Source organism: Neorhizobium sp. LjRoot104, from assembly GCF_964253725.1.
Lineage (GTDB): Bacteria > Pseudomonadota > Alphaproteobacteria > Rhizobiales > Rhizobiaceae > Neorhizobium.
In genome coordinates this window covers 1,920,182-1,935,329 of the sequence record NZ_CAXURS020000002.1, presented here as the reverse complement: position 1 = coordinate 1,935,329, position 15,148 = coordinate 1,920,182, and the positions used below count along the sequence as shown (strand labels likewise).

At 60.5% G+C, this 15,148-nt stretch carries 21 protein-coding genes; 12 read left to right on the top strand and 9 right to left on the bottom strand.

Going from position 1 to position 15,148, the window contains the following annotated elements; translation table 11 throughout:
- Positions 1 to 12: 12 nt before the first annotated feature.
- The 5 genes from ACSQ8R_RS31435 to ACSQ8R_RS31415 are packed head-to-tail and all read right to left on the bottom strand — an operon-like array spanning position 13 to position 5,154.
- Entirely contained in the window at positions 13 to 711 is a 699-nt protein-coding gene (locus ACSQ8R_RS31435) for a GntR family transcriptional regulator (protein ID WP_436257209.1), read from the bottom strand.
- Positions 708 to 2,198, bottom strand: coding sequence for a tripartite tricarboxylate transporter permease (locus ACSQ8R_RS31430; RefSeq protein ID WP_436257208.1), 1,491 nt, complete (start codon positions 2,196 to 2,198; stop codon positions 708 to 710). The genes ACSQ8R_RS31435 and ACSQ8R_RS31430 overlap by 4 nt, the downstream gene beginning before the upstream one ends.
- A complete protein-coding gene (locus tag ACSQ8R_RS31425) occupies positions 2,198 to 2,665 on the bottom strand; it encodes a tripartite tricarboxylate transporter TctB family protein (protein WP_436257207.1) in 468 nt (155 codons plus the stop codon). Before ACSQ8R_RS31425 ends, ACSQ8R_RS31430 begins: the two co-directional genes overlap by 1 nt.
- A gap of 54 nt (positions 2,666 to 2,719) precedes the next feature.
- Positions 2,720 to 3,700 carry a Bug family tripartite tricarboxylate transporter substrate binding protein gene (locus ACSQ8R_RS31420; RefSeq protein ID WP_436257206.1) on the bottom strand — a complete coding sequence of 327 codons (981 nt, stop codon included), beginning with the start codon at positions 3,698 to 3,700 and terminating at the stop codon, positions 2,720 to 2,722.
- 56 nt (positions 3,701 to 3,756) lie between these two features.
- Complete coding sequence (locus ACSQ8R_RS31415) at positions 3,757 to 5,154, bottom strand: FAD-binding oxidoreductase (RefSeq protein WP_436257205.1); 1,398 nt, start codon at positions 5,152 to 5,154, stop codon at positions 3,757 to 3,759.
- A 479-nt stretch (positions 5,155 to 5,633) separates the two neighbouring features.
- On the opposite strand from ACSQ8R_RS31415, the gene ACSQ8R_RS31410 reads away from it, so the two are divergent.
- The 9 genes from ACSQ8R_RS31410 to ACSQ8R_RS31370 all read left to right on the top strand — a co-directional run bounded on the left by ACSQ8R_RS31410 (position 5,634) and on the right by ACSQ8R_RS31370 (position 9,062).
- Entirely contained in the window at positions 5,634 to 5,888 is a 255-nt protein-coding gene (locus ACSQ8R_RS31410) for a FitA-like ribbon-helix-helix domain-containing protein (protein ID WP_436257204.1), read from the top strand.
- Complete coding sequence (locus ACSQ8R_RS31405) at positions 5,885 to 6,304, top strand: type II toxin-antitoxin system VapC family toxin (RefSeq protein WP_436257203.1); 420 nt, start codon at positions 5,885 to 5,887, stop codon at positions 6,302 to 6,304. Before ACSQ8R_RS31410 ends, ACSQ8R_RS31405 begins: the two co-directional genes overlap by 4 nt.
- Before the next feature lie 7 nt (positions 6,305 to 6,311).
- The gene (locus ACSQ8R_RS31400; protein ID WP_436257202.1) at positions 6,312 to 6,641 is read left to right on the top strand and encodes a CBS domain-containing protein; all 330 of its coding nucleotides are present in this window, start codon (positions 6,312 to 6,314) and stop codon (positions 6,639 to 6,641) included.
- The gene (locus tag ACSQ8R_RS31395; RefSeq protein ID WP_436257201.1) at positions 6,565 to 7,128 is read left to right on the top strand and encodes a hypothetical protein; all 564 of its coding nucleotides are present in this window, start codon (positions 6,565 to 6,567) and stop codon (positions 7,126 to 7,128) included. The genes ACSQ8R_RS31400 and ACSQ8R_RS31395 overlap by 77 nt, the downstream gene beginning before the upstream one ends.
- Positions 7,122 to 7,346 carry a hypothetical protein gene (locus ACSQ8R_RS31390; protein WP_436257200.1) on the top strand — a complete coding sequence of 75 codons (225 nt, stop codon included), beginning with the start codon at positions 7,122 to 7,124 and terminating at the stop codon, positions 7,344 to 7,346. Before ACSQ8R_RS31395 ends, ACSQ8R_RS31390 begins: the two co-directional genes overlap by 7 nt.
- 67 nt (positions 7,347 to 7,413) lie before the next feature.
- The gene (locus ACSQ8R_RS31385; protein ID WP_436257199.1) at positions 7,414 to 7,692 is read left to right on the top strand and encodes a hypothetical protein; all 279 of its coding nucleotides are present in this window, start codon (positions 7,414 to 7,416) and stop codon (positions 7,690 to 7,692) included.
- Positions 7,693 to 7,734: 42 nt separating this feature from the next.
- Complete coding sequence (locus tag ACSQ8R_RS31380) at positions 7,735 to 8,178, top strand: DUF2267 domain-containing protein (protein WP_436257198.1); 444 nt, start codon at positions 7,735 to 7,737, stop codon at positions 8,176 to 8,178.
- Positions 8,179 to 8,217: 39 nt separating this feature from the next.
- Positions 8,218 to 8,583: a hypothetical protein gene (locus tag ACSQ8R_RS31375; protein ID WP_436257197.1), complete on the top strand. Its 366-nt coding sequence runs from the start codon at positions 8,218 to 8,220 to the stop codon at positions 8,581 to 8,583.
- Between the two features lie 302 nt (positions 8,584 to 8,885).
- The gene (locus ACSQ8R_RS31370; protein ID WP_436257196.1) at positions 8,886 to 9,062 is read left to right on the top strand and encodes a hypothetical protein; all 177 of its coding nucleotides are present in this window, start codon (positions 8,886 to 8,888) and stop codon (positions 9,060 to 9,062) included.
- 163 nt (positions 9,063 to 9,225) lie between these two features.
- Here the strand turns inward: ACSQ8R_RS31370 and ACSQ8R_RS31365 are convergent, their stop codons facing one another.
- The 3 genes from ACSQ8R_RS31365 to ACSQ8R_RS31355 form a co-directional block, all read right to left on the bottom strand.
- Positions 9,226 to 9,894, bottom strand: coding sequence for an NAD(P)-dependent oxidoreductase (locus tag ACSQ8R_RS31365; RefSeq protein ID WP_436257195.1), 669 nt, complete (start codon positions 9,892 to 9,894; stop codon positions 9,226 to 9,228).
- Positions 9,895 to 9,959: 65 nt separating this feature from the next.
- Complete coding sequence (locus tag ACSQ8R_RS31360) at positions 9,960 to 10,433, bottom strand: SRPBCC family protein (RefSeq protein ID WP_436257194.1); 474 nt, start codon at positions 10,431 to 10,433, stop codon at positions 9,960 to 9,962.
- Between the two features lie 38 nt (positions 10,434 to 10,471).
- On the bottom strand, positions 10,472 to 11,341 hold the full coding sequence (locus tag ACSQ8R_RS31355; protein ID WP_436257193.1) for an NmrA/HSCARG family protein: 870 nt from the start codon (positions 11,339 to 11,341) through the stop codon (positions 10,472 to 10,474).
- A 104-nt stretch (positions 11,342 to 11,445) separates the two neighbouring features.
- On the opposite strand from ACSQ8R_RS31355, the gene ACSQ8R_RS31350 reads away from it, so the two are divergent.
- On the top strand, positions 11,446 to 12,336 hold the full coding sequence (locus ACSQ8R_RS31350) for a LysR family transcriptional regulator (RefSeq protein ID WP_436257192.1): 891 nt from the start codon (positions 11,446 to 11,448) through the stop codon (positions 12,334 to 12,336).
- Positions 12,337 to 12,348: 12 nt separating this feature from the next.
- On the opposite strand, the gene ACSQ8R_RS31345 is transcribed toward ACSQ8R_RS31350, so the two are convergent.
- Positions 12,349 to 13,251 (bottom strand): cupin domain-containing protein, encoded by a 903-nt coding sequence (locus ACSQ8R_RS31345; RefSeq protein ID WP_436257337.1) that lies wholly within the window; start codon positions 13,249 to 13,251, stop codon positions 12,349 to 12,351.
- 97 nt (positions 13,252 to 13,348) lie between these two features.
- Here ACSQ8R_RS31345 and ACSQ8R_RS31340 point away from each other — a divergent pair, with 97 nt between their 5' ends.
- Together ACSQ8R_RS31340 and ACSQ8R_RS31335 are read left to right on the top strand one after the other, a co-directional pair.
- A complete protein-coding gene (locus ACSQ8R_RS31340) occupies positions 13,349 to 14,107 on the top strand; it encodes an SDR family oxidoreductase (protein WP_436257191.1) in 759 nt (252 codons plus the stop codon).
- Between the two features lie 39 nt (positions 14,108 to 14,146).
- On the top strand, positions 14,147 to 15,085 hold the full coding sequence (locus ACSQ8R_RS31335; RefSeq protein ID WP_436257190.1) for an alpha/beta hydrolase family protein: 939 nt from the start codon (positions 14,147 to 14,149) through the stop codon (positions 15,083 to 15,085).
- The last annotated feature ends 63 nt before the right edge of the window (positions 15,086 to 15,148 follow it).

Here is a 15,148-nt window from a genome sequence, read left to right as displayed (position 1 = left end):
AAAGGATTGACGTCAAGCCGAGACGTCGGCAATCGGGACGGACGGACCGAGATGTCCTTCCTTGATGGCCCTGATGTAAACGTCGCGCGTTCGGCCGACATGGCGAGACATCGCTGTCTCGAGGTTTGAAAAGTCTCCCGCGCCGATCATCTCCGCCATCGTCCTGTGCTCGCCGAAAGACTCCCGCCGGCGGTCGTCATAGGGTGCCGTGATGTTGGCGCGCAGGGCGGCAATGCGGCCGGCGACCAGACTGTAGGCGTCGCGCAGATAGGAATTGCCGCACAGGTCGAAGGCCAGTTGATGAAACGCAGTATCGCACGTGCCGTAAGCAACGCTATCTCCCCGCCCGAGTGCCGCTTCCATGTCCTGCAAGATTTGCGTCATGCTGGCGAGATAGGCTGCGCGCGCGTTGCCGACCGCCGCCTTGATGCCCTGAAGTTCCAGCATGAGCCGGTAGTCGCAAATTTCGCCGATGTCGGCGACATTGGTCTCGAAGACAAACGAACCGCGCTTGGAACGAACGACGACGAGGCCTTCCTTCGACAGGATGGCCATGCAGTCGCGGATTGGCGTGCGGCTGATGCCCAATTGCCGCGCCAGCTTTTCCTCGGAGATGTTTTCACCAAGACGGAACTGTCCGGTGACGATCGCCTCACGTAATTGGGCGGCCGCGATCTCCGCCAGTGAATGCGGCTGCGCGATTTTTTTCATGTCATCCCTGCCTTTTTCAGGCGCATCAAGGCAGGCACCGCCCAGACGACACATACAAGCACTGCAAGACCTGCGGCAATCGGTCTCTCGACAAAGACGAGGGGAGCGCCATCCGCCTTTATCAGCGAAGTCACCAGGTTCCGCTCCACCAGCGGGCCCATCACCAGTCCGAGGATCAGGGGCGCGACGGGGAAGCCGTTCTCTTCCATGAGATAGGCAAACAGCCCTAGCACCAGCATGATGATAATGCCTGAGGCGGCCGCATTGATCGAATAGGCACCGACAACGCAGAAACCGAGAATAAGCGGCGCGAGCACGAGCTTGGGCACCCGCAGCACCTGCGAGGCCTGGGCAATGGCCAGCAATCCGAACGGCACAATCAGAATATTGGCGAGGAAGAAGGTGATGAAGATCGCCATCACCTCGTTCGGCTTGTTGATGAAAACCAGTGGGCCGGGATTGAGGCCCTTCATATAGAGTACGCCGATGACGATTGCGGTGATGGAATCACCGGGGATGCCGAAGACGGTGGCCGGAACATAGGCACCCGACAGGGCCGAGTTGTTGGCCGAACAGGCGTCCACTAGGCTTTCCTCCGAGCCATGACCATAAAGCTCGGGCTGTTTCGAAAAGCGTTTGGAGACTGCGTAGGAGATCCAGGATGCGATGTCGGAGCCCGCACCGGGCAGGATGCCGACCGTGGTGCCGATCACCGACCCTCGGAGCAGGTTTGTCTTGTAGCGCCAGAGGACGGCCGGGAGCCCGTCAAACATGCGAAACGGATTGCCGACAGGTGCCGCAGGCGGCGTCCGTTCGCGGTTGACGAATGTCCGCACCAGTTCGGGGATGGCGAACACCCCGATCAGCGCCGGCACGAAGGCAACGCCGTCCAGAAGGGTGGCGAGGCCGAAGGTGAAGCGCGGATGACCGGCGGTGGTGTCCATGCCGACCGTCGCGATCATCAGCCCGAACAGCAGTGACATCAGCGACTTCAGCAACGAACCGGAACCAAGCATGACGGCGGCGGAGAGGCCGAGCAAGGCCAGCCAGAAATATTCGAAGGAGGTGAAATTGAGCGACACCTCGGCCAGTTGCGGCGCCGCCAGCATCAGGACCGAGGATCCGAACAATCCTCCGATCGCCGACGCGACCACCGAAATACCGAGCGCCCGCCCGACGCGGCCCTGGAGGGTCAGGCTATTGAGGTCGCCGATATAGGCGGCCGATGCCGCCGTGCCAGGAATGCGAATGAGGGCGGCTGGAATGTCCGATGCGAAGATCGCCATGGCGGCCGTGGTGACGATGGCGGCGATCGCCGGAACCGGCTCCATGAAAAAGGTGATCGGCACCAAAATCGCGGTCGCCATGGTGGCCGACAATCCCGGAACGGCGCCAACAAACAGGCCGAATGCGGAACAGCTGACCATCACGATCAACATGTTCCAGTTGAAGACCAGGGAGATGACGGTATCGAGGTCGGCGTACATCAAAACAGCCCCTTCACAAGACCGGACGGCAAGGGAACATAAAGAAGGCGCGTCATCACCAGATGCACCGTCAGCACGAAGAGTGCGGCGACCGCGATCCACTTCGGTCGGCTGAGACCCGCGGCGTAGAACAGCGCCGACAGCAGCAGGGTACCCCCGACCGGGAAGCCGACAGTCTCGAATGTAACGCCCAACAGCAGGGTGCCCAACACCGCCACGGCAACACAGCCGACCCGCGAGCCGATCCGCCAGCCTTCATGGATCCAGACGAACTCACCCTGGGACGTTCTGCGGCCCTGCCAAACGAGTAGCAGGCCACCCAAGGCGCACAGAGTGCCGAGGAGGGTCGGAAATGTCGACGGACCGATGATCTGACCGGGCATCGCAGGAAAGCCCTGTGCCTGCCAAACGACCCAGCCGCCGAAGGCAATCAGCATCAGGCCGATGAGCGAATCGTGAAGCTTCATGAACCCCCTCCGAAATGGTGGTGCCCGCCTGCTGAAGCAGACGGGCTTCATGCACTACTTGGCGAGACCGACTGATTTCAGCGTGTCACCGAGGGTGGCATCCGATTTCGCCATGAAGGTTTCGAATTTCTCGCCGGGCGTCCATTGCGTGGCATACCCACGCTCCTTCATGAAGGACAGGTAGGCGGGGTCGCTGACGACCTTTCCCAAAGCTTCGCCGAGCTTGGTCGCGACATTAGCCGGGATGCCGGCAGGCGCCACGATGCCGCGCCAGGAGCCCATAGCGAAGGCATATCCGGATGCCTCCTGAAAGGTCGCAACGTCAGGATATTTGTCGAGCCGAGCCGGCGAGAAGACAGCAAGAGGCTTGATTCGTTTGGCCTGCATCAATGCCTCGGCCTCAGGCATCGATGCCGTTGCAATGGCAACGCCGCCGGCAGCAAGATCCTGCAGGCCGGGCGCGGCTCCTTCGGACGGTACCCATGCCACCCGATCGACGGGCAGTCCTGCAGCTGCCAGCATGCCGGCGAGCGCGAGATGGTTGACCCCGCCCTGTGCGGAACCCGACGCCTTGAGTTCGCGATCCGCTGCGGCAGAAAGTGCTTTCAGCAGAGCCTGCATATCGCTGTATTCGCTGTCGGCGCGCACGAAGATGGCTGCGGGATCGGAGTTGTAAAGCCCGATCGGCGTATAGGCCTTGTAGTCCAGCGTGGTCAGCCCCAGGTGGTGCATGGTGCCGATCTCCAGGGTGGCAATGCCGATGGTGCTGCCATCAGGGGTGGCCTCGGCAATGGCGGAATGACCGACAACGCCTGAGCCACCCGTGCGGTTGACGACAGGGACCGGTACGCCGAGTTGCTTCTGCAGCAGGTTGGCGATCATCCGCGCGGTGGCGTCTGTACCACCGCCAGCGCCCCAGGGTACGACCATCGTGACCGCCCCATCCGGCCATTCAGCAAAAGCGGGAGCCGAATACAGGCTGCCCATGACAAGGCTTGCGGCAAGAGCCAGCGCGTGGCGACGTTTGATAGACATGATTTCTCCTCCTTGGGTGTGTGGCAGTCGCGTTCATCCTCCTGAACGCGGTTTCTTCAGTCGAAGACCTTTCCGGGATTAAGCAGTCCCCTGGGGTCCATGCAGGACTTCAACCGTCGCATCAGGTCGATTTCGACCGGGTTGCGGCTGTAGGCGAGATAGGGTTTCTTCAGTGTTCCGATGCCGTGTTCGGCCGAAACGGTGCCGCCAAGTTCACGGACGATCCGGTAAACGATCTCGCTGACGGCGGGCAGCGGCTGGGGTGCCGCGCCCTTGACCCAGGCGACCACATGAAGGTTTCCGTCGCCAACATGGCCATAGTAAACCGAGCGGCAACCGAGGGCTTCGGTAAGCGCCGCCGATGACCGGCCGGCAAATTCGTCCATGCGCCCGACCGGCAACCCGACGTCAAAGGAAATATGCGGTCCGGCAACATCCGGATTGGCAAATTCGGCGGCAGCGTCGCGTGTTGTCCAGAAGGCCTGCAGATCGGCAAGACTGCGTGAAACCGCGCCGTCGACCACCGCGCCCTTTTCGAACATGTCCTCCAGCCAGGCGGAAAACCGCCCGCCGTCTATCGCCTCGTCCAGCCCCTGCATTTCAACGAGAACGACATGGCTGCCGCTACCGAGTGACACGGGTGGGCGGGCGCCGGGCACGTGATCGGCATAAAGCGTCCAGTAGTCTGCCCACATCACCTCGAAAGCGGACAGCAGCGGCCCCAGACTGCGCCGGGCACTTTCGAGCAATGCGAGAACCTGATCGTATCCCGTCACGACACACAGGGCCGCCTGCACGCATCCCGGCTTGGGATGCAGCCGGAGCACCGTCCTCGTTATGACGCCAAGCGTGCCTTCGCTGCCGAGAAACAGCTGCTTCAAGTCGTAACCGGCATTATTCTTGATCATCCGGTTCATCATCGTGACGACAGTGCCGTCCATAGTGACCGCCTCGAGGCCGAGAACGAGATCGCGGGCCATGCCATAACGTATCACGCGATTGCCGCCGGCATTGGTCGAGAGATTGCCGCCAATGGCGCAGGAGCCACGCGCACCGAGATCCAGCGAGAAGAAAAGGCCGGCCTCATCGGCCGCATTCTGGATGGTCTCTAACGGTGTGCCGGCGCGCACCGTTATCGTCATGCCGACGGGATCGAGGGCCTCGATACCATGCATCCGCTCCAGCGACAGGGCGATACCCCCGTCGAGCGGCCGTGCACCACCACACAGACCCGTAAGCCCGCCTTGCGGGGTCACCGCGACACCCGCCTCATGGCACAGTTTCAGCGCTGCTGCGACGTCCTCGGTCGACGCGGGGCTGACAACAGCCAAGGGCTCGGCGCTTGGAAGAAAACTCCAGTCGGTGCGATTGCGCTCCGGCAATTCGTTTCCTGATAAAACGGCATTGGCACCAAGCTCAAGGCGCAGTTTAGACAGCAGTTGATCCTCGCTCACCACTCCCACCAACTCCTCCGAATTTCTGTTGTATGTAACATACAAGCGTAAACTGTCGTTTGGCAATAGCACATTTTTGAAGGCGGTGCGGAGGTACGGCCACCGGTCACCGCCGCAACTTCCTCTCCGTCTACCGCTGATTTCGCAGGAATTTGAAGGCCTCAGCTATACCGCCCCATGGTCGGTAATCTTTTCGGTGAAGATCATTCCGGGTTAGCCAGCAACCCGAGAGAGGGCGGCGTTAGCGGAACGGAGGCTCTTATCGGGGAGCCTCGGTGATCATGACGGACGTTTCCGTTTGCGGGTGAGCCGTTTTCCAATTGCTTAGCGAATCCCCGGCAAGGGTCGACAGTTCATACCCTTTCAAGCCGGGATGTCTAAACAGACAGGATCTTCGTCCTCGTTAATGAGCATCTTGAAGTTTGGGCCATTCTGGATATTTTGATATCAAAGCCATCATTTCTATGGGGATGATATCAATGCCGGCAGTCACCATTCGAAACCTTTCTGACGAAACACATCGTGCTCTGCGGGTGCGAGCGGCTCATCATGGCCGGAGCACCGAGGCCGAGATACGTGACATTCTTGAAGCCGCTGTTCGTCCTCCTGAACGTGTTAAGCTCGGTTCCTTGCTGACGGCCATTGGTCGCGACGCCGAGCCTTCCGACAGCGACGTTGAAGCCCTGCAGAAAAGTCGCGACAAGACACCTGCTGAACCGATGACCTTCGAATGATCTTGCTGGACACCAACGTTATATCCGAGCCTTGGAAACCGGCTCCTGATGAGGCAGTGATCGCCTGGTTGGACGCCCAAGCTATCGAAACACTGTTCCTCTCCGCAATAACGATTGCTGAACTTCGCTTCGGGATCGCCGCTATGCCTTTGGGGAAACGACAATCTATCCTTCGCGACCGCGTTGAGGGCGAAGTGTTGCCCCTCTTTTCCGAGCGCATCCTGTCCTTCGATCTGGCTACTTCTCAGTTTTATTCCGGACTGATGGCACGCGCTCGAGTATCTGGGAAAGCGATCGGCACGGCTGATGGCTACATTGCAGCCACAGCGGCAGCCAACGGCCTCGCCATCGCAACTCGCGACACAAGTCCTTTCGAGGCTGCTGGGCTGAAAGTGGTCAATCCCTGGTCCAGATAACGACAGTGTGCATGTCGGTGTCGAAAGTTCGGATCCCTTCAAGACCAAATCTCTTTGCATCGACTGCGGATGCCTCAACGGACGGAGCGTCACCGTGGAGCCCGAGACCACAGTCGAGGCCGCCGCCAAAATCATGGCGGAACGCAGTATCAAGCGCCTACCCGTCTGGAAGACGGCAAGTCGTTGGGATCGTCACCCGGTCCGACATTATGGGCGCCCTCGTCAGGGAACTTGCCGGGTATTCTGCGACAAGGATCGACATGGACATCGGGAATGCGCTGGAGGCGGAATTGGTGAAGCATCGCTGGGGCGATGCGATAACCATATGCGTCGCTGAGCGCGTGGTGACACTCGAAGGGCGCGTGCTGGATGCGCGGGAGAAGACAGCCCTGCGGGTCGCGGCGGAAAATTCCACCGAACGCCAGGTTCCATTGCTGCCCGCCATCATCGGCGTCACGCTCGCCCGCGGCGCCCGCACCATGGCCGCCAACGGCGTCATCGTGCGCGGGCTGGAGGCGATCGAGAACCTCGGCGGCATGGATATCCTCTGCACCGACAAGACCGGGACGCTGACCGAAGGGGTCATCCATCTCGATGGATGGATGGATGCGGACGGGCTGGCGTCGGACGGGGTGCTGCTGCTTGCACGCCTCAACGCCACCCTGCAGAGCGGCATGCCCAATCCGTTGGACGAGGCCATCGTCGCCGCGCCTGCAACCGATCTGCGGGAACCCGCCTTCGTGAACGCGACGAAGTGCCCTACGATTTTCTCCGCAAGCGCCTTTCCGTCGTCGTCACCTCGCCGGAGAAGGAGACGGTGCTGATCTGCAAGGGCGCGGTCGCCAACGTCCTGGAGATCAGCGTAACTTCCCGCGCCGCCGGGAGCGAGATACCGCTCGACGAGGAGAAACGGCAGGCGATCGATGGAAAGTTCCGCATCTGGAACGAACAGGGGTTTCGCGTGCTCGGCCTTGCAACCCGGAAGCTTTCCGCGCCGGGTCCCTTTGGCCGGGCGGACGAGGCAGGTCTCTGTCTGGGTTGATCTGGATCACGGATGACGCCGCTGATGCGCGTAGTCTGACCTTTCAACGCAAAATAGGGAGGTCACCATGCCGCTGAAGCTGAAGTCAGGATTTTTGACATCCTCCGGACAGGAGGGACGTCTGTTGATGGATACAGGGATCCGCGACCAAGTCGTGGTGGTTACCCACAATGCGCTGGAGGCCATTGCCGATCCCCCTCGCGCCGACGAGTTCAGGCTGCAGGAACATATCGAAGTCTTCAGCCGGATCGCAAGCGACAAGTTCGACGGAAAGCAATTCGATCCGACCGGCCATATTCGCGTGACATCCGAGGACGTCCGCAACTGGCGCAGTCGTGTCCAATAGGATTCGCATTCTCGTATCGGCCAATGCGGCGCGTTCCAAAAAATGAGCGATACTCAAGTTGCGGCTTTCGATCACACCATTCAGCAGACAAACCTCTGGCTGAAGAAACTCGAGGATGAGCATCATTTCCAGGATCGGCATCAGGCCTATAACGCGCTTCGCGCAGTACTCCAAGCCTTGCGCGCGACCGGCTTACGATCGAACAGGCCATTCACCTATCCGCCCAGTTGCCGATCCTCGTCCGCGGGATCTATTTCAAGGGTTGGGCATCTCGGCTCTGAAAGACACGATGCGCAAAACGTCGAGGAATTTATGCAGCATGTGGCAGAGCACCTGCCGCCCCAGTTCCCCCGCGATCCGAAAGCAACCGCGGAAGCCGTTTTCGACCTGCTGTGGAAGGAACTCGATCCCGGCCTTACCACCAAGCTCATCGGCGGACTGCCCGCCCCGTTCAGGTCGCTCTGGCCCGCCATCGCGCGCCGATAGGAGATCCCATTTCGCCATCGGTGAAGACGCTTACGCGCCATGAACATCGTCATGTTCACGAACACCTTCACCCCGCATGTCGGCGGCGTGGCAAACAGCGTCGCTTCGCTTTCGGCGGGCTTACGAGGCTTGGAACATCGCGTCTTGGTGATTGCGCCGGAATTCCCGGATAAGCCCCCAGACGAGGCGGACGTAACCGGGTCCCGGCTATCAAGCACATCAATGAGGCGTTGGTTCGAGGATCAAATTTCAACGTCTTGGATCTATGCGGCCTCGATCGAAAATAGGTTGATTGATCCCGGATGCCCCACAAACATAACGCCGCCCGCCGTCATCACATCGGGCAAGATGAAGTGGGAGAGCCTCAGGCGTTCGATGAATATGATGCCTAAATCTCGCGCATAATGAGAGTACTGGAAGCTTCGGCGACAGCCGAGGCACTGTCGCGGAAACTCTCAGCGACATCGAAAGGGTTGAGTTTGGTATTCAGCCGAACCAGGCCTCCAATCTGGAGACTGCCCACAAGCTGTTGGAGGTGTCTCGATAGCGAATGGCACCCATTGAATACGGAAACGGCCGAACGAAACGGACGGCCCTCCGCATGGAGCACGACGCAGTCTCGGAACGCTAGATGAGCGATATGGGTGCAGCCCTCCTTTCCGGTTCGCTTTTCATCCCCGCAATGAAACGCAATCAACAGGAGGTTCATGATGCAACAGCTCGCAAAATTCCTCAGCGCCACCGGCCGCCGTCTTCGCACCCTTGGCAAGGTCGTCAGTCACCTCTTCCGCAAGGGTAAGCTCGGTCTGAAGGTCGCCATCAAGATCCCCTTCTTCGCCAATGTCGAATTCAACATTGAGACCGAATGGGAACGGCGCGAGTGAGCGCCGACAGGCTTGACCTTTGGCCGAGCCGCCATCGAATTTTCGATAGTAACCGGGATGCAGCATGATGTCCTCATTGTCCTTGCCGATCAGCGCGCCGTCGGTTTCCGGTGCCGCCGTCGGAATGCCATGTTCGCGGCATTCCTCGCATACCTTGGACGGGCTACCAGGTGATGACCGGCGCCTTATGCAGCCAGCGATCCGTCGTGACCTGATCGAACACAAAGGTCGCAACGTCTTCACGTGCGATCGAACCGCCGTGGAAATTTTCAAGGCTGGTCAGCCCGCGAACTGTCCTCCCGCCGGGCTTGTTGTTCAGGATGGAAGGGCGGACGATCGTCCAGTCGAGGCCGCTATCCTTGATGATGGCTTCCTGCCGGTTCTTGTCGGCATAGACCTTGCGCAAGAGGAGGGGGAAGATCAGATTGTCGAACAGGAAGCCCCCATGTCCAGCGCTGTCGCCGGCGCCGATACCAGTGATGGCGACGAGACGCACCACCCCCTCGGCCTTCATCGCATTGACAAGCGCCTGGGTCGCAGTCGAAAGGAGCGTCACGTCGCGAAACGGACTTGCAGGCGTGCCAAGCGCGCTGATCACAGCGTCGCGGCCATTTACCGCCTGACGGAGCGTCTTTTCATCGCGGGCATCGCCAACAACGATCCTCACTCCAATCAGGTCTGCGGCTTTCTCAGGCGAACGAACGAGTGCGGTAACATCATAGCCGCGGGCGATGGCCTGGCAGACGATATGGCGGCCGGTCGGGCCGGTGGCACCGAGGATCAGGATCTTTGGGAGGCTGGTTGGCTGTGTTTCTGTAGGAGAGGTAAGCATGGGAGTGGTCCTGTAAAGGCTGGGCGCGTCTCACGAGGCCGCCCGATTGATTTTGATGGTGGAAATCAGAGCTTGCCTTTTGCCACAAGTTCACGTGTCCGTTTGAGCGTCGACAGCAGGGCGGATCTGTATCCCTTATCACTGTCGAACTGCGCCTGTTCGGCTTGCTCTTCGGGTCCGCCAGGTTCTTTGCCGCGCAGCCCGAGGTAGCAGTAGAATTTCAGCTGCAGCGCTCCGGCCTCATCCTCGAACAGTTCGTTGACGATGGCGCCCTCGCGAGCACCGGTGGCCTGAAAGAACGTGACCTTGCTCTGCGGCTCAAGGGTAATGATCTCCCTGATGTCAGAGCCTGCGATCGTGGCTTCACGAACGAAATGGGTCGCACTTTCCTCGACGACGTCGCAGCGCGTGCAGAGGCCTGGCGGCAGAAACAGGCGCGCATCCCGCGCTTTCAGTTCAAGGCCCTTCCAGACCTGCTCTCGGGTGAGCGTGGTTTCGCATTCCGGATTTACGGGAACGGTAGCGGTCGAATAGATCATGACGAAGGTCCTTGTTTCGAGATGTGGGAGGGCCTGCCTCAGGCGTAGGCCGCAGTTTCCAAAGCGAAGTCGCGATAGGAGCGAAGCGGACGGCCGAGCAGCGTCGTCAGGCGCTCGACATCGCCCTCGTCAGGCAGCATACCGTCGGTCAGGAACCGCTCGCCCATCATGCGCATATCGTAGGCCATCCAACCCGGCATGAACTGCTTGAGGTTCTGCTCGAAGGCCGCCGTATCGCCACCGCCATAGTTGATCGGGCGTCCGAGAACGTCCGACCAGATGGAAGCGATATCCGCTCCGGTCAGTGTTTCGGGACCAACCAGATTGATGCGAGTGGTCGGAAGCGGCTGTGCAGCCTGTTCACGACGCAGCAGTTCCAGGGCGGCGATCTCCGCGATATCGCGCACATCGATCATGGCGAGGCCCTTCTCCCCGACTGGCATCGGATAGACCCCGTAACCGGTTATGACATCCTTGATCGTCAGGTCGTTTTGGATGAAGTAGGCAGGGCGCAGGATCGTGGCGGCCATGCCCATGTGTTCGATCATCCGCTCCACGGCAAACTTGCCGGCGAAGTGCGGGACGTTGACGTAGACGTCGGCGTGGATCACCGACAGGTAAACGATCCGCTGGATGCCAGCCGACCGCGCCAAGTTGAGCGCGATCAGAGCCTGGGTGAATTCGTCCGGTACGACGGCGTTCAGCAGGAAGAGCGTAGAGACGCCGTTGAATGCACTGCGTAGCGAGTCCACATCGAGGAGGTCGCCCTTCACAACGGCAACGTCGGCCGGAAAGTTTGCCTTGGAGGGGTCGCGGACGAGCGCACGAACGTTTGCGCCGTGGTTGACGAGGTGCTGGATGACTTGCGCGCCGATATTGCCTGTGGCGCCGGTAACGAGAATGGTCATGGGAGTGTCTCCGGGTTTGTTTGCTTGACACCTCGAATATGGATGGTTCACAGATGACCCGATAGACGATAGTTTTAGACGCTCTGTCCCACAGGTGGAACACTATGGACCTGCTTGCTCTTGCCGACTTCAACCTCGTTGCGCGTCATGGCGGATTTGGGAAAGCGGCTCGCGCCACCGGACGGCCGAAAGCGACCCTGTCCCGCCGCGTCACGGAATTGGAGGCGGCACTTCAGCTTCGGCTGTTCGAACGCGGCGCACGCGCCCTCAAGCTCTCGGAAGAAGGGCGGGCGCTTTACGAGCGAACCGCCGTCCTGCTGACGGAGTTGGACGAGACTGCGGCGGCGATCGCTTCCGGTGCGGATAAGCCCCGCGGTCGATTGCGCATCAGCGCCCCGCTGCTGTTGTCGCAAACAGCCATGGGCAAGATCGCGGCCGGCTTTGCGCTGAAATACCCGGATGTCCGGCTTGAAATCACCACGGAAGATCGCGTCGTCGACATGATCGAGGAGGGGTATGACCTTGTGATCCGTGTCAACCCGGCGCCGGACGAAAGCCTCGTCGGTCGAGCGTTTCTGCATGATCATCTCGTTGTCGTGGCACGTCCGGATCTCGCCCGTCCCAGTGGCGGTCAGCCCGTTCCGGGCGTCGTCCGGGGAGGGGCAGGCGCGGAGACCTGGAATGTCATGACCTCCGAAGGACACACGAAGATCAGGGTCGAACCCGTCCTCGTGCTATCGTCCCTCATCATGGTTCGGGATGCGGTGAGGGCGGGCGTCGGGGCCGCACGCCTGCCGATCTCGCTGGTGAGCCAGGATATCGCCAATGGGACATTGCAGCTTTGGGGCGACGTCGAGGGATCCGAAATCGCGCTCTGGGCGCTTTACCCGTCGCGACGCCTCTTGAGCGCGCGGGTTTCTGCCTTCCTCGAGTTCTTGAAGCAGGCCTTTCCCAAGGGAACACCTGAAGAGCTGGCCGCCTATATCGGCGGGTAAGGGGCAGACGCTTTAAGCCGCAGCAGCAACTGCGCGCGAATACGCGCCGGGCGGCATTCCCACATGCCGATTGAAAGCAACGCTGAAGGCGCTTGTCGATCCATAGCCGACGCGCTGGGCGATATCCGCCATGGCCATATCTTCGCGGAGGAACTCTTTTGCCAGTGCCATGCGCCATCCGGTCGCGTACTCCATCGGCGCGACTCCGACTTCCCTGCGGAAGCGATCAAAGAAGGTCGAACGGGACATCGCGGCCTCACGAGCAAGCGTTTCCACCGTCATGCTTCGACCCGGATCTTCGTGGATCCGGCGCAAGGTCGGCGCCAGCAGCGGATCGGCCATGCCACGCAAGAGGCCCGGCGGCGCCTTGGCGCTTGCTGCCGATCGTAGTGCGTCGATGAACAGCACCTCGAGCAAACGGTGGAGAACCATCTCACGTGCGACACGGTCAGCCCTCGTTTCCTCATTGATCATGCGGACCAGAGCCATCAACCGCTCTTCACCGTGAACATGGATGACTTCTGGCAGCAGCGACACGAGAAGAGCTTTGTCATCAGAACCGAATGCACAGTGCCCGACGAGTGCCTTGATCTCCGCCGGTGCTTCGGGGTCCCCCAAGCGAAAGACACCCGGGCTAGTCTCCAGACGTTGGGCAAGTGCGCCGCGTGGCGGCGGCTCCATGCTGCTCATCGTGAACGAGAAGATCTTCGGGACCAGGACGAAGTCACCCGCAGTGAGCACCATTGGCTCACGACCTGCGATCGTCATCAGGCAACGGCCTTCGACGACGGCGCAGTAGAAAGGGCTTCCAATCTCCGTGCGCTCAACCAACCACTGACCACCGCCCGTCACCAGCTTTGAGATCGACGGGCTTGGCTTGAGTAGCGAAACAACTTCGGCAACCGGATCAGTCATCATTCGGACTTCCGCTAAATACTATCGGACATATGAATATAGCCAGTCCGGGCGATCAGGTCCATCTTCAGCTTAGTTAAATGTCAGGAGATAGACCATGCCAAAGATCCTTATCACCGGTTGCTCGTCCGGGTTTGGCCTCGCGATCGCACAGAAATTCGTGGACGCCGGGTGGGACGTCGTCGCAACGATGCGCACGCCGCGAAACGACCTTCTTCCGTCGAACGACAGGCTCGAAATCCTGCCGCTGGATGTTACCAGCGCGGAGAGCATTGCTGAGGCGGTCGAAGCCGCCGGCCCCATCGATGCTCTGGTCAACAATGCCGGCGTCGGCATGCTCAATGTGCTTGAGGGCACGGAGATGTCGAAGATCCGTGAGCTGTTCGAAACGAACGTATTCGGTGCGATGGCGATGACCAAAGCCTTTCTCCCGCAGATGCGGGTCCGCCGCTCAGGCGTCATCGTCAACGTCAGCTCCGCCGTCACGATAAGGCCGTTGCCCGCGCTCTCGGTCTACAGCGCCAGCAAGGCGGCCCTCAACGCCTTCACGGAGAGCCTCGCGCTCGAAGCTGCTCTGTTTGGCGTCCGCGCCAAACTCGTTTTGCCTGGCTCGGCGCCGACGACCGGCTTCGGCAAGAATGCTGTCTCGCGCATGGGCATGGAAATTCCCGAGCCATATACCGCCTTCGTCCACGACTACCTGACGAAGCTGCGTTCAGGCACCGAGGTTACGACGGCGGATGCGGTTGCAGAGGCCGTCTGGCGGTCTGTGACAGAGATAGACGCGCCGATGAAGATCCCGGCCGGCGCCGATGCGGAAACCTCGTTCCGCGAAGCGGGCAGTTTGCTCGCCTGAACATCACAATCCGAAATCTTTCTTTGAAGGTCCAGACCGATGAACAGTCTGATCAATCTCGCAAAGCATATTCCAACGCCTGAAGCCGCTGTCACCGTGGCCTACACGCCGATCCGTCTTTCGATGCCGGGCCGCCAACCACTGGAACTGCGTCTGACCGCACCCGCCACGGGCAACGATCTGCCGATCCTGCTGTTGTCGCATGGGTACGGCCCGTCCAACTATATCCCGTCAAAGGACGGTTACGCTCCCCTTGTCCAGTTCTGGGCGGAGAGAGGGTTCGTGGTGATCCAGCCGACGCATGCGAGTTCTCGCGTGGGTGGCCTGCCGTCGGATTCACCCGGCGCACCCTTCTTTTGGCGCGAGCGTGTCGATGAGATAAAGGCGATCCTTGACCAGTTGGCCGAGATTGAACGGCAGGCGCCGGTAGTCGCTGGTCGGATGGATCATGCACGCATCGGCGCAGTGGGCCATTCCTTTGGCGGCCATACGGTTGGGCTCCTGCTCGGCGCGCAGCTGAATGGTGAGGACTTTTCCGATCCAAGAATCTCGGCCGGCGTTCTCCTGACAACACCGGGACGCGGCGGCAAGGACATGACGCCTGAGAGTGCTGCGCGGTTTCCGTTCTTCGACGTCGATTTCTCGACCCTAACGACACGCAACCTCGTCGTTTGCGGTGATATGGACAACCCGCACTTTACGACGCGCGGCCCCGAATGGCATGCGGATGCCTTCCATGATGCGCCGGGCGCCAAAGCAATGCTGATGATGCATGGGGTCGGGCATGGCCTTGGCGGGATCGCAGCGCTCGACGCAAAGGAAACAGAGACTGAAGCACCAGATGTGCTGGAAGCGACACGGCGTCTTACGCTCGCGTGGCTTCAGAGTGCGCTCGGCGCGGACAACGGCGCTTGGTCGAGAGCGTGCCTCGCACTTGAAAGCGAAGCCGCCCCGCTTGCGACGATCACGGAGAAGTAGCTCTACCCGGCGAGCCATATCGGCAGGAATGCAGCCGCGACACCATTTAAGTCAAAGGGCGCC

Excerpts from the sequence above, each read along its gene's own strand:
- ACSQ8R_RS31355 (WP_436257193.1), bottom strand. The coding sequence starts at position 11,341 with ATGACCATTCTCGTTACCGGCGCCACAGGCAATATCGGCGCGCAAGTC.
- ACSQ8R_RS31385 (WP_436257199.1), top strand. The coding sequence starts at position 7,414 with ATGCCGCTGAAGCTGAAGTCAGGATTTTTGACATCCTCCGGACAGGAG.
- ACSQ8R_RS31365 (WP_436257195.1), bottom strand. The coding sequence starts at position 9,894 with ATGCTTACCTCTCCTACAGAAACACAGCCAACCAGCCTCCCAAAGATC.
- ACSQ8R_RS31380 (WP_436257198.1), top strand. The coding sequence starts at position 7,735 with ATGAGCGATACTCAAGTTGCGGCTTTCGATCACACCATTCAGCAGACA.
- ACSQ8R_RS31410 (WP_436257204.1), top strand. The coding sequence starts at position 5,634 with ATGCCGGCAGTCACCATTCGAAACCTTTCTGACGAAACACATCGTGCT.
- ACSQ8R_RS31340 (WP_436257191.1), top strand. The coding sequence starts at position 13,349 with ATGCCAAAGATCCTTATCACCGGTTGCTCGTCCGGGTTTGGCCTCGCG.
- ACSQ8R_RS31425 (WP_436257207.1), bottom strand. The coding sequence starts at position 2,665 with ATGAAGCTTCACGATTCGCTCATCGGCCTGATGCTGATTGCCTTCGGC.
- ACSQ8R_RS31430 (WP_436257208.1), bottom strand. The coding sequence starts at position 2,198 with ATGTACGCCGACCTCGATACCGTCATCTCCCTGGTCTTCAACTGGAAC.
- ACSQ8R_RS31435 (WP_436257209.1), bottom strand. The coding sequence starts at position 711 with ATGAAAAAAATCGCGCAGCCGCATTCACTGGCGGAGATCGCGGCCGCC.
- ACSQ8R_RS31420 (WP_436257206.1), bottom strand. The coding sequence starts at position 3,700 with ATGTCTATCAAACGTCGCCACGCGCTGGCTCTTGCCGCAAGCCTTGTC.
- ACSQ8R_RS31395 (WP_436257201.1), top strand. The coding sequence starts at position 6,565 with ATGGACATCGGGAATGCGCTGGAGGCGGAATTGGTGAAGCATCGCTGG.
- ACSQ8R_RS31375 (WP_436257197.1), top strand. The coding sequence starts at position 8,218 with ATGAACATCGTCATGTTCACGAACACCTTCACCCCGCATGTCGGCGGC.
- ACSQ8R_RS31350 (WP_436257192.1), top strand. The coding sequence starts at position 11,446 with ATGGACCTGCTTGCTCTTGCCGACTTCAACCTCGTTGCGCGTCATGGC.
- ACSQ8R_RS31360 (WP_436257194.1), bottom strand. The coding sequence starts at position 10,433 with ATGATCTATTCGACCGCTACCGTTCCCGTAAATCCGGAATGCGAAACC.
- ACSQ8R_RS31335 (WP_436257190.1), top strand. The coding sequence starts at position 14,147 with ATGAACAGTCTGATCAATCTCGCAAAGCATATTCCAACGCCTGAAGCC.
- ACSQ8R_RS31345 (WP_436257337.1), bottom strand. The coding sequence starts at position 13,251 with ATGACTGATCCGGTTGCCGAAGTTGTTTCGCTACTCAAGCCAAGCCCG.
- ACSQ8R_RS31405 (WP_436257203.1), top strand. The coding sequence starts at position 5,885 with ATGATCTTGCTGGACACCAACGTTATATCCGAGCCTTGGAAACCGGCT.
- ACSQ8R_RS31370 (WP_436257196.1), top strand. The coding sequence starts at position 8,886 with ATGATGCAACAGCTCGCAAAATTCCTCAGCGCCACCGGCCGCCGTCTT.